Origin of the sequence: Mesorhizobium sp. M7A.F.Ca.AU.001.01.1.1 (assembly GCF_004022735.1) — a bacterium.
Classification (GTDB): Bacteria; Pseudomonadota; Alphaproteobacteria; order Rhizobiales; family Rhizobiaceae; genus Mesorhizobium; species Mesorhizobium ciceri.
On the sequence record NZ_RZPF01000044.1, the window covers coordinates 1 to 15568 of the forward strand.

Below are 15568 nucleotides of genomic sequence, written 5' to 3' on the forward strand. Positions count from 1 at the left end.
GCAGATGGTGATCAAGGGCCTCGTCATCATCGTCGCCGTCGTCGTCGACCAGGCACAGCGCCGGCTTCAGCAACGTGTCACCTTGATGCAGATGGCAAAGGCAGGCTGAGCATGGCGGAACTGCGGGGAGCGCTGATCGGCTGCGGCTTCTTTGCCGTCAACCAGATGCATGCCTGGCGCGACATAGCGGGCGCCTCGATCATCGCCATCTGCGACCGTGACCCGGAACGGTTGCGGATCGTCGGTGACCAGTTCGGCATTGCGAAGCGCTATACCGATGCGGCGGAACTATTTGCCGGCGAAAGCCTGGACTTCGTCGATATCGCCACCACCGCGCCCAGCCATCGTCCGCTTGTCGAAATGGCGGCCGCCCACCGCGTTCCGGTGATCTGCCAAAAGCCGTTCGCGCCGACGCTTGCCGACGCAAAGGCGATGGTCAAGGCATGCGCGGAAGCCGGCGTTCCGCTGATGGTGCATGAGAATTTTCGCTGGCAGTCACCTATCCAGGCGGTGCGGACCGTGCTCGATAGCGGCGAGATCGGCACGCCCTTCTTCGGGCGTATCTCCTTCCGCTCGGCCTATGACGTGTTTTCCGGTCAGCCCTATCTGGCGACGGGAAAGCGCTTCATCATCGAGGACCTCGGTATCCATATCCTCGATATCGCCCGTTTCCTGCTCGGCGACGTCTCGACCATCACGACACGAATCGCCCGCATCAATCCCGCCATTGCGGGCGAGGATGTGGCGACCATGCTGATGGACCACAAGAGCGGCGCAACCTCCGTGGTCGACTGCAGCTACGCGACCAAGCTCGCCACCGAGCCGTTTCCCGAAACGCTGATCGAGATCGATGGCAGCGACGGCACGATCCGGCTGGCGCAGGGATACCGGCTGACCGTCACCGGCAAGAGCGGCACGGCCGTCACCGACGTCTCGCCGCCGCTGCTGGCCTGGGCGTCGCGGCCCTGGCACAACATCCAGGAAAGCGTCGTAGCCATCCAGCAGCACTGGGTCGACTGCCTGGCAAAGGGGACCGAGCCGGCGACCTCGGGCGCCGACAATCTTAGGACATTCGCGCTGGTCGAGGCCGCCTATGCTGGGGCCGCGAGCCGGCAACCGGTGCAACTCGACGCCTTGCCGAAATGACCGCCGGCACTTTCCTGCTCTACGGCACGCGCGTGGTCGAGGCCGAGCCGGTCAGGCTCAGCGCAGGCTCGCTCAGCGCCGACTTCGTCAACGGCAATCTGCGCACCATCCGCCATGGCGGCACCGAAGTGCTGCGCGCCATCGCCTATATCGTGCGTGACCGCGACTGGGGCACCTATGAGCCAAATTTGACGGACCTGGTGATCGAGCAGGGTGCCGACGCTTTTTCGGTCAGCTATTCGGCAAGCTGCCTGGCCCCCGATGGAAACCGGCTCGGCTTCCGCGCCACCATCAAAGGCTCTGCCGACGGCCGTCTGGTCTTCGACGTCAGCGCCCTTCCCGAAAACGATTTCGAAACCAACCGCTGCGGCTTCTGTATCCTGCACCCGATCGCCGACCTCGCCGGTAGCCCGGTCATGGTCGAGCACACAGACGGCAGCGTGGTGGCGACGAAACTTCCCCAGCTGATCGACCCCTGGCAGCCTTTCAAGGATATCCGCGCCATCTCCCATCAGGTTCGGCCTGGTGTCATCGCTGAGTGCCGGATGGAAGGCGATACTTTCGAAATGGAGGACCAGCGCAACTGGTCGGACGCCTCCTACAAGACCTATGTGCGGCCGCTGGTGCTGCCGTGGCCGTATGTGCTGCCTGCCGGCCAGCCCCTGAGCCAGACGATCAGCCTGCGCATCGCAGGTGAAGGCAAAGCGCCGGCTGCCGCAGTGGCCAGCGAACCGGTCAGGGTCGAACTCGGCGAGGCGGGAGCAAGGCTGCCCGATGTCGGCGTGGTCATCTATCCCGAGGATGTCGAGACGGCGCTGGCGAACCTCTCCACGCTGGCGGCACTCGGCCCACAACAGCTGCTGTTTCACCACGATCCGACGCGCGGCCACGGGCTCGATGCCTTGCGCGCTTTCGCCCGGCTCGCAACTGCCTACGCAGCCGAAACCACCCTCGAATGCGTCGTTGCCTGCGCTGGTGATCTTGACGCCGAGTTGTCCGGCGTCGCCGACCTGGTTCGCCGGGCCGGGCTAAAACTCTCGGCCATTGCCGTGTCGCCGTCGGTCGACCGGCAGTCGACACCGCCGGGCAGCGCGTGGCCGGAATGCCCGCCGCTCGACGACATTTATGCCGCAGCGCGGCGGGCATTCCCCGATATCCGCCTCGGCGGCGGCATGTTCAGCTATTTCACCGAACTCAACCGCAAGCGCGTTCCGGCAGACCAGCTCGATTTCGTCACCCATTGCACCTGCCCGATCGTGCACGCCGCCGACGATCTCAGCGTCATGCAGTCGCTGGAGGCGCTGCCTTTCATCACCCAATCGGCACGGGCTATCTTCGGGGCAAAGCCCTACCGGATCGGACCGTCGACGATTGCCATGCGCCAGAACCCTTATGGCGGAGCGACCCAACCCAATCCCGGGGGACAGCGCATTGCCATGGCCGACAGCGATCCGCGCCATGCCGGCCAGTTCGCGGCGGCTTGGACGGTCGGCTATGCCGCGCGCGTCGCAGCCGCTGGGCTGGAACAGCTCACGCTCTCCAGCTTCACCGGACCGTTCGGCGTGCTGGCGTCATCCGGAGAACCCGTCGCGGAAGGATCGCCCCGGCCGCTCTTCAGAGCCATCAAGGGGCTTTGCGAACTGGCCGGCCTTGCGCATGTGGCCGCAGGGACGAGCGATGAGACCAAGGTGCTGGCGCTGGCTGGACGCTCGGCCTCGGGCGACACTGTCGTGTGGCTGGCGAACCTGACGGCGGACGACGTGCAAGTCGACATTTCAGCTTTTGGCCGAGGCCATCTCGTGATGACGCCTTACGAGATCGTCCGGATCGACTGACGTTATTTTTCGGAGTTCATCACATAGAGCGCGCGCGAGCGTTCGAGATGCTTGATCATCGCCTTCTCGGCGCCATCGGCATCCTTCTTCTCGATGCGGCCGATGATCTCTTCGTGCTCGGTGAGCGTGAACTTTTCCTTGCCGGTCCAGATCAGCATTTCGGTGTGGTATTCCTTCAGCCAGCCGAGCATCGCCTCGCTGACGGCGACATAGATCGGGTTGCCGGAGATCGCGGCGATCTGTGTATGGAACTTCATGTCGGCGGAGATGAAGGCTTCGGAATCGCCGCGAAAGCCGCGCTGTTCGGCAACGGTGGCCCGCAGCCGCAGCACATCCTCGGCGGTGGCCTTTTCGGCGGCTTCCCTGACCATGCCACGCTCGAAGAAGATGCGCGCGGTCTTCAGGTGCTCCAGCGTGTCTTTCGATGACGACAGGATGATCTTGGCGGCGCCGTCGACCTGCTTGATGATCGACTTGGCGGTGAGTTGCAGCACCTTGGCGCGTTCGCCATGCGAGATCGCAACCAGCCCCATATTGCTCAGCGCCTGCATCGCCTCGCGGATCGCGGGGCGGCCGACCTCGAAGCGCTCCATCAGCTCGCGCTCCGAGGGCATGTCGTCGCCTGGCATCAGCTCGCCGCTGGTGATCAGGCGCTTCAGCCGCAAGAAGACCTCATCGGAAAGCTTGCGCCGGACAATCGGTTCCGAACGGTTCATCGCCGCGAATCACTCCCTTGACCCGGCCCTATCTAACACTGCCGCCACAATTCCCGGAATTGCCGTCTGTCGATCCCGCTGCCGGATATGACTTGCAATACTTATGTACTCATTATACCAGATTCGAAACACCAGTGAACCTTTTTCGAACGCCTCGGCTTGAGACAGCGGACCATGATCACCCTCACCTACCGCATCGAAACGCCTGGAAGCATCGAAGCGCTGGCGGCCAAGATCGCCAGCGATCAGTCGACCGGCACCTTCGTAGCGCTGCCCGGCGAGACCGAGGAACTGAAGGCCCGGGTGGCGGCACGTGTGCTGGCGATTCGGCCTCTGCCCGATGCCGAGCGGCCGTCGCTTCCCAATGACGGTAAGGGGCCGTTCAGGCGCGCCGATGTCGACATCGCCTTTCCGTTCGATGCCATCGGCACCGACCTTTCGGCGCTGATGACGATTGCCATCGGCGGCACCTATTCGATCAAGGGCCTTACCGGGATTCGCGTCGTCGACATGAAATTGCCGGAGGAGTATCGCGGGGCACATCCCGGCCCACAGTTCGGTGTCGCCGGCAGCCGCCGGCTGACCAATGTGACTGACCGCCCGATCATCGGCACGATCGTCAAGCCGGCGCTAGGATTGCGGCCGCACGAGACGGCGGCAATGGTGGCGGAACTGATCGCCGCCGGCGTCGACTTCATCAAGGATGACGAGAAGCTGATGAGCCCGGCCTATTCGCCCCTGTCGGAACGGGTGAAGGCAATCATGCCGCTGATCCTCGATCACGAGCAGAAGACCGGCAAGAAGGTGATGTATGCCTTCGGCATTTCGCACGCCGATCCCGACGAGATGATGCGCAACCACGATCTGGTGGCGAAGGCCGGCGGCAATTGTGCTGTTATCAACATCAATTCGATCGGCTTTGGCGGCATGGCATTCCTGAGAAAACGCTCCGGCCTGGTGCTGCATGCTCATCGCAACGGCTGGGACATCCTCACCCGTCACCCCGGCCTCGGCATGGACTTCAAGGTCTGGCAGCAATTCTGGCGACTGCTCGGCGTCGACCAGTTCCCGATCAACGGCATCGCCTCGAAATACTGGGAACCGGATGACTCTTTCGTCGAATCCTTCAAGGCGGTGACGACGCCGATCTTTTCGGCTGGGGACTGCGCATTACCGGTGGCAGGTTCCGGCCAGTGGGGCGGTCAGGCGCCCGAGACATATGCACGAACCGGCCGGACCGTGGATCTTCTCTATCTCTGCGGCGGCGGCATCGTCAGCCATCCGGACGGACCGGGCGCCGGCGTACGTGCCGTGCAGCAAGCCTGGCAATCGGCGGTCGACGGCATTCCGCTGGCCGACTTCGCCTTGAACCATCCCGAACTGGCGCGGTCGATCGAAAAATTCGGCGACGGCAAGGCAGCCTGAGACGATGCAGGACCTGCTTCTCAGCTATTATGGCGACGACCTGACCGGCTCGACCGATGTCATGGAGGCGCTCGAGCTCGGTGGCGTGCCGACCGTGCTGTTCATGCGCCAGCCGGACGCGGCCCTGCTGTCCCGGTTTGGCCATTGCCGGGCGATAGGGCTGGCCGGCACCAGCCGCAGTGAGACGCCGCAATGGATGGACACGCATCTGCGCGATGCCTTCGCCTGGCTGAAGACGCTTAACGCCGAGATTTGCCACTACAAGGTCTGCTCGACCTTCGATTCCAGCCCGACGATCGGCAGCATCGGCCGAGCCATCGAGGTCGGCCGCTCGGTGTTCGCGCAGGATAGCGTGCCGCTGCTGGTCGGCGCGCCGCAGCTCAAGCGCTATACCGCTTTCGGCCATCTGTTCGCGGCCTATCGCGACCAATATTTCCGCATTGATCGCCACCCGGTGATGAGCCGTCACCCGACGACGCCAATGGATGAGTCCGATCTGCTGATCCATCTGTCGCGGCAGACGGCGCTGAGCTCCGGGCTGGTCGATCTTGCGACGCTGCAGTCGGCATCGCGGTCGGCGGCGTTCGATCGCCTGACCGGAAACGGCACCGCCATCGTGCTTGTCGATGTCGACAGTCTGGAGACGCAGGTTTTGGCCGGCAAGGAACTGTGGCGCGTTCGCAAGCCCGGCGGTTCTTTTGTCGTCGGCTCGTCCGGTGTCGAATATGCGCTGCTGGCCGAATGGACGTCGAATGGCGTCGTCAGCGCTGGGCCAGGCTTCACACCGCCGGGCGCTGCCGAGCGGATAGCCGTCGTGTCGGGCAGTTGCTCGCCGACCACCGAACGACAGATCCGGCATGCCCTGACCGACGGTTTCGACGGCATCGAGGTCGATCCGGTCGAACTGGTTTCGGAGGCCTCGCAGCAGGCGATCACGCGCGCAACGGCAAGCGGCCGTGCCAGTCTGCAAGCCGGGCGCAGCGTCATCCTCTACACCGCGCTTGGCCCCACTGCCGACAGGGGCGCCGAAATCGACCGGGAGGAAGGCGCCCGCCACAGGCTTGGCCGCGGCCTCGGAGAAATCCTTCGCAACCTGACGGTGGAACAGAGCCTGCGTCGCGTGGTCATTGCAGGCGGCGACACGTCGAGCCACGCACTCGGCGAGACGGGCGTCGATGCCCTGACAATTCGCATGCCGCTGCCCGCTTCGCCGGGTTCCCCGCTTTGCGTTGCCCACTCGCGCGTCAAGGCGATCGACGGACTGGAGGTCGCGCTCAAGGGCGGCCAGGTCGGGACCGATCGCTATTTCTCAGCCATCCGCGACGGCCTCGGCGGTTGAAACAGCCAGCGCCTGCGTCCAGGTGTTGGCCGTGGGAACATCTCAGCGCGCGAAATACGCCTTGCCGGGTGGAAATCCCGGTAACACCCGGTATTATCTGCGAAAATGCCGAAGTCGGGAGGATGCCGGGTGCAGACCAAGAAGATCATCAACGATGGCAACCGCGCCGTCGACGAGATGCTGGAAGGCATCCTGGCAGCGCATCCCCGCCATCTCAAAAGCGTGGACGGCAGTCCACGCTCCATCGTCGCCCGCGACGGGCCGCGCCAGGGCAAGGTGGGCCTGGTCATCGGCGGCGGCTCGGGCCACGAGCCGAGCTTTCTCGGCTTTGTCGGCAAGGGCTTGGCTGACGCTGCGGCCATCGGCAATGTCTTTGCCTCGCCGCCGCCGGACCCGATCCTCGAATGCGCCAAGGCGGTCAGCGGCGGCGCCGGCGTGCTGTTCATGTACGGCAATTATGCCGGCGACGTGATGAATTTCGACATGGCGGCCGAGATGGCGGCGATGGACGACATCGAGGTGCGCACGGTGCTGAGCACCGACGACGTCGCCTCGGCACCGCGCGACCAGCGGCACAAGAGGCGCGGCGTCGCCGGCAATTTCTTCATCTTCAAGGCGGCCGGCGCCGCCTGCGACCGGATGTTGTCGTTCGACGAATGCGAGCGCATCGCCGGCAAGGCCAACGACCACACCTTCACCATGGGCGTGGCGCTGTCGCCCTGTTCGCTGCCGCAGACCCGCCGGCCAAATTTCGAGATCGGGCCGGACGAGATGGAGATCGGCATGGGCATCCACGGCGAGCCCGGCATCGCACGCGAAAAGTTGAAAACAGCCGATGAGATCACCGACGAGATGCTGGACAGGATCCTCGACGAGATGGCGCCGGCGCGCGGCGACAAGGTCGCGGTGCTCGTCAATTCGCTGGGCTCAACGCCGCTGATGGAACTCTACATCATGAACCTGCGCGTGAAGCAGAGGCTTGATGAGATCGGTGTGTCCATCCACGCAAGCTGGGTCGGCAATTACTGCACCTCGCTCGAAATGGCCGGGGCCTCGATCACGCTGCATCGGCTGGACGGCGAGTTGCAGACGATGCTGGACCACCCCTGCGACTGCGCCATGTTTCGCGCCGGCTAAACCCACTCTGTGGCAAGGACTAAGACATGACGACAATCGATACTGCCCGCCTTGTCACGATGTTCGCGGCGATCGCAAACTCCATGTCAGCAGACAGGGACAGGCTGTGCGCGCTTGACGGGGTTATCGGTGACGCCGACCACGGCATCGCGATGGAGCTTGGATTTTCCGCTGCGCGCGATGCGGTGGCCGGACTGGACACCGCGGCGACCGATCCGACCACCTTGCTGAACACGGCGGCAAAGTCGTTCCTGAATGCGGTCGGCGCCTCCTCCGGTCCGCTCTATGCGACCGCGCTCATGCGCGCCGCGGCAGCCGTCAAGGGCAAGACGGCGCTCGACGACGCGGATGTGGTCGCCCTGTTCCAGGCCATGGCCAAGGGCATTCAGGATCGCGGCAAGGCAGAGCTTGGCGAAAAGACGATGATCGATGCATGGGCGCCGGCGGGGCAAGCGGCGGGCGAAGCGCTGGCCTCAGGCAAGGATCTGGCCGCCAGTCTCAAGGCCGCCGCCCAGGCGGCAGAGACAGGCGCGGAAGCGACCAAAGCGATGGTGGCCACCAAGGGCCGGGCATCACGCCTCGGCGAACGTTCGCTTGGCCATATGGATCCGGGCGCTGCGTCCGCCGTCACCGTGATCGAGGCGATGCGGACCGCCTTGACCGACTGATCATCAGCGGACTTGCCGCGTCTTTCAGCGCTTGGCGTCGAGCTTGTCGACGGCCTGCACGTTCGCGGCAGATGGGCCATTCGGATCAAACTCGGAGGCAAGCCATGCGTCGGCGATCGATTTCGCCAGTTCGGGACCGATGACGCGGGCGCCCATGGTGATGATCTGGGCGTTGTTGGACTTGGCGGCGCGCTCCGCGGAATAGGTATCGTGGGTCAACGCGGCGCGAATGCCCGGCACCTTGTTGGCAGAGATGCTGACGCCGATGCCGGTGCCACAAAACAGGATGGCCCGGTCGTAGTTGCCGTCGAGAATTTCGTGGCCGACCGAGGCGGCGATATCGGCGTAGAAGCCGGCCTGGCTCAGGTCGACGACCTGCAACTCCGGCTTGGTGGCGAGATGCTTGGCGATGACATCGAGCAGCGGCTTGCCGGCGCTGTCGGCTCCGAGTGCGATCTTCATGATGATGAACTCCTTTGCTTTTGTCTCTGTCTCTTTGATTTGACGCAATTCCGGACGGAAAACCGCTTCACACTTTCCCGGAATTGCTCGCGCGGTTAGCGCGCGATGGCGGCCGACGCCTTTCTCAGAATGTCGATATAGCCTTCCGCTTGCCACGCCGAGCGGCCGATGAACAGGCCATCAATATGCGGCTGGCCGATAAGTTCGGCCGCGTTGCCGGGGTTGACGCTGCCGCCGTAAAGCACAGGCGGGGCAGCCGGCAGCCGGTCAGCGGCTACCTGCTTGATCAGCGCTTGCTGCTTGTCGGCATAGTCGGCGCTTGCGGGAATGCCCTTCTCCCCGATCGCCCAGACAGGCTCGTAGGCAAAGAGGATTTCCGCCTTCGGTTGATCGCCGCTCAGCTCCTGCAGCGCGCCGAGAACTTGTGCCGTCAGCACCGCCTCGGCGCGGCCTGATTCACGCTCGTCCAGCGTCTCGCCGACGCAGATCAGTGGCACGAAACCGTGCCTGACAGCAGCTGCCGTTTTCAGTCCGACAGTCGCATCCGTCTCGCCGAAATGCTCCCGGCGCTCGCTATGGCCGAGTTCGATTACATCCAGCCCGCAGTCTTTCAACATCACTGGCGAAATCTCTCCCGTCCACGCGCCGGCATCGGCCCAATGCATGTTCTGGGCACCTACCTTCACGCGGGTGTTGGCTAGTGCCGCCTTGACCTGGCGCGCGGCGGTGAACGGCGGAATGACGAAAGGCTGTATCGCCTGATCGAAACCAGGCACGAAGGCGGCCAACGCATCGGCGAACAGCAACGCCTCGGCAAGCGTCTTGTTCATCTTCCAGCTCGTGCCGACCCAATATGGGGCCATTGTTTTTCTCCTTCGATACTTTTGCGGCCGAAGCCGGCTTCCGGGCGACGTATTCGCTCAAGTCCGAGGCTTGAGACTGTCCCGGCCACTGTCGACGTAAGGCGCCCAGAAATCCACCGACTCGCGGATCATCTCGATAACCTGATGGTCGACTGGTTCCCTCTCCCTGAAGGAAAGTTCAAGGCAAATTTCATTGTCGGTTCCACCACCCTGCCGAACCGCGTCCAGCAACTTCTGCGGCACTATGCGGCCATCCTTGTTGTAGGCGGCCGTGAACGGCCAATGGCCGCCCTTGTTCATGGAAGACTGCTTGATGTGGATGATCGGAGATTGCAATGGAAACGCTTTCGCCCAGGCGTAGGGATCGGTGTCGGCAGGGTTGGGTGAGGTCACGTCGCCATGGTCGATATCGACCATCATCTTCATCGGTATGGGCAGCTTCGCTGCGTCGATGGCGCCTTGCAGCGTGACGCAGCTTTCGATCGTGTGGCCGAACTCGCGGCCGACCGACATCGGCTCCCAGAACAGGTATGTCAGCCCCGCCGCCCTGGCGTGTTCGGCAACCTCGCGCCAGCATTCGAGCGCGATATCGAGAAGTGCTGCCCGCCGTTGCGGATCGTCAAAGTCCTTGTAGGTGAAGATGGCGAACTGCGTGCCCATGCCTGGCGCGCCGAGTTCGGCGGAAATGTCGGCGAAGGTCTTGAACCAGTCGACATAGTAGCGCCGGACGTCGGCGTCCGGGTGGCCGAAATGGTTGAGCCGGCCATAAGGTCCGGTCATGCCGGAGGTGATCCTGACACCGGTCCGCGAAAGCGCGCTGTTGAACAGGCGCAGGAATTTGGCAATCGTGGCCGCCGGCCAGCCCGGATTGACGAATTCATGCGTCAACTGCACGTCGCGAATGCCGATGCCATAAGCAATCGCGTCGATCAAATCGTCTGGATCGGCGAAGCGATTGACCAGAGGATTGGTGTTGAGGGAAAGCGTGAAGGCCATCAGTCCGCCGTCGCCATGATGTTACCGAACCAATCTTCGAACGCTTTCCGCTCGGCCGCATTGATATGCAGGCCATGCTTTGTGCGGCGTTCCAGTATATCGGCTGATGTGCCAGCCCATTCGGTCTCGACCAGGAACTTTGCCTCCCGTTCATACAGATCGGGACCGAAGCGTCGGCCGAGATCAGCCTCGCTTTGCGCGCCGGCGAGCAATTGCCTGGCGCGGGTGCCGTAGCTTCGAGCGTAGTGCTTCACCAACGACGGGCTGAGCCATGAAAATTCGACATGCAGATCGCTCAGAAACTGCTCGAAGTCCGCATTGGGCAGGTCGCCCCCCGGCAAGGGAATTTTGGCCGTCCAGGCTTTCTTCATCGTCGGAAAGAATGGCTGGATCTTTTCCAGCGCGTGTTCCGACAGCTTGCGGAAGGTGGTGATCTTGCCGCCGAACACCGAAAGCAGCGGTGCGTTGCCGTTGGAGGCGTCGAGTTCGAAAATATAGTCGCGCGTCACCGCGCTTGGATTGTCGGCATTGTCGTCATAGAGCGGACGCACACCGGAGAAGCTGTAGACCACGTCCTGTGGCGTCAGCTGCCGCTTGAAATAGCGATTGACCACCTTGATCAGGTAGTCGACTTCGCTGGCCTCGGCGACCACTTCCTCGGGCCTGCCTTCGTAGGGAATGTCGGTCGTGCCGATCAGCGCCAGATCGTTCTCGTACGGGTTGACGAAGATCACCCGCTTGTCGTTGTTCTGGATGAGATAGGCCTGCCGCCCCTCCCAGAATTTGGGCACGACGATATGGCTGCCTTTTACAAGCCGGACATTGCGCGTCGAATTCTGCCCGGCGACGCGGCTGACAATGTCGTTGACCCAGGGACCTGCTGCGTTGATCAGAGCGCGCGCGCGGACTTTCGTGACGGCGCCCGTGCGACCATCCTGCATGTCGATCGACCACAGTCCGCCTTCACGGCGCGCCGCGACACAGGCGGTGCGCGTGAGCACTCTGGCGCCTCGCTGCCTTGCATCGAGCGCATTGAGCAGCACCAGGCGCGCATCGTCGACCCAGCAGTCGGAATATTCGAAACCGCGCTTGAATTCGTCCTTGATCGGCGCGCCTTCAGGCGAGGTCCTCAGGTTCAGCGTTCTTGTCCCAGGCAGCCGTTTGCGGCCGCCAAGGTGGTCGTAGAGAAACAGCCCGAGCCGGACCAGCCATGCCGGCCTATCCTGCGGGCTGTGCGGTAGAACGAAGCGCATCGGCCAGATGATATGCGGCGCCGCCTCGAGCAGCACCTCGCGTTCGATCAGCGCTTCGCGAACCAGCCTGAATTCATAATATTCGAGGTAGCGCAGGCCGCCATGCACCAGCTTGCCGGAACGCGAACTGGTGCCTTGCGCGAGATCGTCTTTTTCGCACAGGATGACGGACAGGCCACGACCTGCAGCATCACGCGCTATGCCGGCTCCATTGACGCCGCCGCCGATCACGAAGAGATCGACGACATCTGTTGTATTGCTCAAGATCTTGCTCCTGTGCGGTGCGCCATGCCCTTCCACACCGGCCGAAGCGCCTGGCGCGCCGCAACGAAGGAAGGGAAGAGCGCATCGTATGTTTGCGAAAGCGCCTCGTCATAGGCATCGCAGTCGCCGAGAAGCGGCGTCACCCATTCGGCGGCGCAGTCTTCCATGGAGCCGTAGACGCCGAGCCCGACCGCGGCCATCATCGCGGCACCCGCCGCGCCGGCTTCCTGGCGGCTGCTGGTGCGCACCTGCGCCCTTGTCGCCGCCGCGATGATGCGACGTAGAGACGGACTGCGCGCTGCGCCGCCCGACAGGCGGATCTCACTCGGCACGGCGCCCATCGCCTGGTAGCAATCGCGAGCGGCGAAGGCCAACCCCTCGAGCACGCCGCGTGCCAGATCGCCAAAGCCATGCTTGACCGAAAGGCCGATGAAGCCGGCGCGTGCGTCAGGGTCGACGAACGGCCCTCTTTCGCCGGCTAGCGATATGTAAGGCTGGTAGATCAGCGATCCCGGCTCCGATGCTTCCATCCAAGCGTCGAGCGCCTTCAGCAACTCGTCATGAGAAGGTTTGCCGCCAGCCGTGGCGAGCACGTCGCGCGCAAGGCCAAGCACCCAGTCTATGTTGAGCGTCGCCGCCATGTTGGATTGCAATTGTGCAAAGGCGCCCGGAATAGGCATGGCGATCGTGTAGCCGGAGCCATCTGCGTTCAGCACGACATCGTCGGGAGTGGCTGCGAAGCGCGTGTGTATGCCGGTCGAGCCGATGACCGTGCAGCCGACATTGCCCGAGGGATCATAGAGGCCGGCTCCGAGCGCCGTCATGACCATGTCGACGTAGCCCAGCACCACCGGCGTGCCTTCGAGCAGGCCGGTCTCCGCCGCCGCCGATCGCGATAGCGGATGATGGTCGGTGGTGCCTTCGAGCATGGGAGGCAACAGGCGGCGATGCGTCGTCAGATCCAGGATGTCGAGGGCTTCGTCGGAATAGGTGCGCGACCGAAAATCGCCGAAGGTGAAGGTTCCCTCGGAGGGATCGGTGGCGCGTTCGCCCGTCATCTTGAAGTAGAGCCAATCCTTGCAATGCAGTGCGGTGGCCGCCCGCTCCAGCATGTCGGGATGGTTCTTTTTCATGAAGGCAAGCTGGGCGCCTTGCTGGCAGGAATTCAGCCCCGTGCCGGTCAGTTCGAACCGCCTGCGATCCCGGGGATCGGCGCGCATCTCGTCCACCAAACGTCCGGCGCGGGCATCGAGCCACAGCCAGGCGCGCGAGACAGGCATGCCGTCGCTATCGATCAGCCAGGTTCCGTCGCCTTGCCCGGTGATGGCCACCGCCGCGATTCGTTGCGCGAGGTCGGGAATCTTGGCCGCGAGATCGCGAACGGTCCGCGCCATGTCGCGCCAGGTCTGGTCGAGGTCCTGCTCGGCGCCGCCGCCTTCCAGCGTGACGAAGCTATTGGGCACCGACGTCATGGCGAGCTGCCGCCCGGACAGATCGAAAGCGATCGATTTGATCACCGACGTTCCCGCGTCGATGCCGATCAGCAGGTCTTTCATGCCGCAAATTCCGATTGGTTGCGAAGGCAGTTCACGAGGGCAGTCATTTCGTAGAAGAGACAGGGGGTGTCCGCAAGGACACCCCCTGTGCAGGTATTACTCAGACAGCACGAAGGGTGCGGTGTACTTGTCGACATTGTCCTTGGTGATGAGAAGGCAATCGAACAGCTGCTTCTCGGTCGCCGCACCGGTGGCACCCGTCTTGATAAACGAGTCCGCCTGCTGCACGGCCTTGGCCGAGAAGATGGCGACCGGCTGCAGCACGGTGTACTGCAGTTCACCGGACTTGATCGCCGCAACCGCGTCCGGGGAGCCGTCGAAGCCACCGACCTTGATGCCGGCGAGCTTGCCAGCTTCCTTCAGCGCCGCAACCGCGCCGAGAGCCATTTCGTCATTGCCGCTGATCACGGCGATGATGTCGGGATTGGCTTGCAGCATGCTCTGCATCTTGTCGTGGCCCTGGGTACGATCCCAGTTGGCGACCTGCGAAGCAGCCTTTTCGAGATCCGGGTACTGGCTCAGCACAGTCGCGTAACCGTTCGAGCGCGTGGCGGCATTGTTGTCCGACGGGGCGCCGAGCAGTTCGACATATTTGCCCTTTTCACCGACGGCCTGCACCCACTGCTGGGCACCGAGAGCAGCGCCCTGCGCGTTGTTGGAAACGAGCTGCCCCTTGGCGAGGCCTTCCTGGTTGATCTCGGCATTGACAAGGAACACCGGGATGTTGGCTGCAATCGCCTTCTTCACCGCACCGACAGAGCCGTCGGCGTTGGCCGGATCGAGAATGATCGCCACCGACTTGTTGGTGATGGCGGTGTCGATCAAATTGCTTTCGGTATTGGTATCGCCCTTGTGGGCGCCGACATTGGCCGTATAGCCAAGCTTCTCGGCCTCGGCCTTGGCGACGTTGCCCTCGGTCAGCCAGTAGGGATTGGCCGGATCGTTGACGATGATCGAGATCAGGCCCGCGGCTGACGCGGCGGCCGTGAACCCAACGACCATCGCGGCCGCGAGCAGACTTTTCAGCATGGTTTTCATGTACATTCCTCCAATGATTACGCGGTGTTGCTGCCAGTTCACCTGGCAGTCTTCCCTTGGGCAGGATTGGCCGGTTCGGCCTTCCCCCGTTTCTGAGAAGTCGGTTGGCCACCTGTCGCGCTTGGGAGCTTGCTGCGGCGGCGATACTGAACGGCATTGAGGAGCACGGCGAGCACGATGACCGCGCCGGTGAACACTGTCTGCCAGTAGGATGAGATGCCGATGATCACCAGACCGTCGGACAGGAAGCCGATGACGAAGGCCCCGAGCAGGGTTCCGCGGATGTTGCCGCGGCCGCCGGTCAGTGCCGCGCCGCCGATGACGACGGCCGCAATGGCCGTCAGTTCGTAGGTGGTGCCGGCGGTCGGTCCCGCCGATGTAAGCTGCGAGGACAGGATCAGGCCGGCAATGGCGGCGCAGATGCCCGACAGCACATAGACGGAAATCTGCACTGTCTTGACCGGAACGCCGGAGAGTTCGGCCGCGCGTTCATTGCCGCCCGAGGCGTAGAGCCAGCGCCCGAAAGCGGTGCGGTTCAGGACGATGCTGCCAATGAGCGCGATGACCACGAGAACCACGACGCCCGTCGGCACGCCGAACAAGCGGTTGAAGCCAAGCGCATCGAAGCCGGTGTTTCCGAGCTCCGGCTTGCCGCCGAGATTGTTGTAGGTCAGGCCGCTGGTCATCAGCAGCGCCAGGCCGCGCGCCATGTACATGACGCCGAGGGTGGCGACGAAAGCTGGAACCTTGAAGCGCGCGATGAGCACGCCGTTGATCAGCCCGACGACGGCGCCCAGCATGCAGGCCAGCACCGCGACCACCCACACCGGCGGATAGAGAACGACGCCCAGCCAACTCAGCGTCACCCCT

General features: G+C 63.5%; 14 protein-coding genes and 1 pseudogene. 7 read left to right on the forward strand and 8 right to left on the reverse strand.

Annotated features, from left to right (window positions below; translation table 11 throughout):
• From EN884_RS04770 to EN884_RS04780, 3 genes and pseudogenes are all read left to right on the forward strand, one after another.
• Positions 1 to 109 (forward strand): annotated as a pseudogene (locus EN884_RS04770) (ABC transporter permease); the annotation flags it as partial.
• 2 nt (positions 110 to 111) lie between these two features.
• Positions 112 to 1146, forward strand: a complete 1035-nt coding sequence (locus tag EN884_RS04775; protein WP_063167522.1) for a Gfo/Idh/MocA family oxidoreductase — start codon at positions 112 to 114, stop codon at positions 1144 to 1146.
• Positions 1143 to 2981, forward strand: a complete 1839-nt coding sequence (locus tag EN884_RS04780) for a hypothetical protein (RefSeq protein WP_128360486.1) — start codon at positions 1143 to 1145, stop codon at positions 2979 to 2981. The genes EN884_RS04775 and EN884_RS04780 overlap by 4 nt, the downstream gene beginning before the upstream one ends.
• Before the next feature lie 2 nt (positions 2982 to 2983).
• Here the strand turns inward: EN884_RS04780 and EN884_RS04785 are convergent, their stop codons facing one another.
• Complete coding sequence (locus EN884_RS04785; protein ID WP_063167520.1) at positions 2984 to 3697, reverse strand: transcriptional regulator NanR; 714 nt, start codon at positions 3695 to 3697, stop codon at positions 2984 to 2986.
• Positions 3698 to 3871: 174 nt separating this feature from the next.
• On the opposite strand from EN884_RS04785, the gene oiaX reads away from it, so the two are divergent.
• From oiaX to dhaL, 4 genes are all read left to right on the forward strand, one after another.
• The gene (oiaX, locus tag EN884_RS04790; RefSeq protein ID WP_128360487.1) at positions 3872 to 5122 is read left to right on the forward strand and encodes a 3-oxo-isoapionate-4-phosphate decarboxylase OiaX; all 1251 of its coding nucleotides are present in this window, start codon (positions 3872 to 3874) and stop codon (positions 5120 to 5122) included.
• Positions 5123 to 5126: 4 nt separating this feature from the next.
• Complete coding sequence (locus EN884_RS04795; RefSeq protein WP_027163946.1) at positions 5127 to 6461, forward strand: four-carbon acid sugar kinase family protein; 1335 nt, start codon at positions 5127 to 5129, stop codon at positions 6459 to 6461.
• Between the two features lie 129 nt (positions 6462 to 6590).
• Positions 6591 to 7598 (forward strand): dihydroxyacetone kinase subunit DhaK, encoded by a 1008-nt coding sequence (locus EN884_RS04800; protein WP_063167518.1) that lies wholly within the window; start codon positions 6591 to 6593, stop codon positions 7596 to 7598.
• 26 nt (positions 7599 to 7624) lie between these two features.
• Entirely contained in the window at positions 7625 to 8266 is a 642-nt protein-coding gene (gene dhaL / locus EN884_RS04805; RefSeq protein ID WP_027163948.1) for a dihydroxyacetone kinase subunit DhaL, read from the forward strand.
• Between the two features lie 24 nt (positions 8267 to 8290).
• On the opposite strand, the gene EN884_RS04810 is transcribed toward dhaL, so the two are convergent.
• From EN884_RS04810 to EN884_RS04840, 7 genes are all read right to left on the reverse strand, one after another.
• Positions 8291 to 8728, reverse strand: coding sequence for an RpiB/LacA/LacB family sugar-phosphate isomerase (locus EN884_RS04810; RefSeq protein ID WP_024502451.1), 438 nt, complete (start codon positions 8726 to 8728; stop codon positions 8291 to 8293).
• A 95-nt stretch (positions 8729 to 8823) separates the two neighbouring features.
• Entirely contained in the window at positions 8824 to 9591 is a 768-nt protein-coding gene (locus EN884_RS04815; protein ID WP_063167517.1) for a triose-phosphate isomerase, read from the reverse strand.
• 57 nt (positions 9592 to 9648) lie between these two features.
• Complete coding sequence (locus EN884_RS04820; RefSeq protein WP_013533069.1) at positions 9649 to 10587, reverse strand: TIM barrel protein; 939 nt, start codon at positions 10585 to 10587, stop codon at positions 9649 to 9651.
• Positions 10587 to 12104, reverse strand: a complete 1518-nt coding sequence (locus EN884_RS04825; RefSeq protein ID WP_063167516.1) for a glycerol-3-phosphate dehydrogenase — start codon at positions 12102 to 12104, stop codon at positions 10587 to 10589. Before EN884_RS04825 ends, EN884_RS04820 begins: the two co-directional genes overlap by 1 nt.
• On the reverse strand, positions 12101 to 13660 hold the full coding sequence (locus tag EN884_RS04830; protein ID WP_063167515.1) for an FGGY-family carbohydrate kinase: 1560 nt from the start codon (positions 13658 to 13660) through the stop codon (positions 12101 to 12103). Before EN884_RS04830 ends, EN884_RS04825 begins: the two co-directional genes overlap by 4 nt.
• 96 nt (positions 13661 to 13756) lie before the next feature.
• Positions 13757 to 14704: a D-ribose ABC transporter substrate-binding protein gene (locus EN884_RS04835; protein ID WP_023756738.1), complete on the reverse strand. Its 948-nt coding sequence runs from the start codon at positions 14702 to 14704 to the stop codon at positions 13757 to 13759.
• Positions 14705 to 14736: 32 nt separating this feature from the next.
• Positions 14737 to 15568 (reverse strand): ABC transporter permease (locus EN884_RS04840; RefSeq protein WP_164894923.1); only part of this gene is annotated, 832 nt, incomplete at its 5' end.

Excerpts from the sequence above, each read along its gene's own strand:
- EN884_RS04775 (WP_063167522.1), top strand. The coding sequence starts at position 112 with ATGGCGGAACTGCGGGGAGCGCTGATCGGCTGCGGCTTCTTTGCCGTC.
- EN884_RS04780 (WP_128360486.1), top strand. The coding sequence starts at position 1,143 with ATGACCGCCGGCACTTTCCTGCTCTACGGCACGCGCGTGGTCGAGGCC.
- EN884_RS04785 (WP_063167520.1), bottom strand. The coding sequence starts at position 3,697 with ATGAACCGTTCGGAACCGATTGTCCGGCGCAAGCTTTCCGATGAGGTC.
- oiaX (WP_128360487.1), top strand. The coding sequence starts at position 3,872 with ATGATCACCCTCACCTACCGCATCGAAACGCCTGGAAGCATCGAAGCG.
- EN884_RS04795 (WP_027163946.1), top strand. The coding sequence starts at position 5,127 with ATGCAGGACCTGCTTCTCAGCTATTATGGCGACGACCTGACCGGCTCG.
- dhaL (WP_027163948.1), top strand. The coding sequence starts at position 7,625 with ATGACGACAATCGATACTGCCCGCCTTGTCACGATGTTCGCGGCGATC.
- EN884_RS04810 (WP_024502451.1), bottom strand. The coding sequence starts at position 8,728 with ATGAAGATCGCACTCGGAGCCGACAGCGCCGGCAAGCCGCTGCTCGAT.
- EN884_RS04815 (WP_063167517.1), bottom strand. The coding sequence starts at position 9,591 with ATGGCCCCATATTGGGTCGGCACGAGCTGGAAGATGAACAAGACGCTT.
- EN884_RS04820 (WP_013533069.1), bottom strand. The coding sequence starts at position 10,587 with ATGGCCTTCACGCTTTCCCTCAACACCAATCCTCTGGTCAATCGCTTC.
- EN884_RS04830 (WP_063167515.1), bottom strand. The coding sequence starts at position 13,660 with ATGAAAGACCTGCTGATCGGCATCGACGCGGGAACGTCGGTGATCAAA.
- EN884_RS04835 (WP_023756738.1), bottom strand. The coding sequence starts at position 14,704 with ATGTACATGAAAACCATGCTGAAAAGTCTGCTCGCGGCCGCGATGGTC.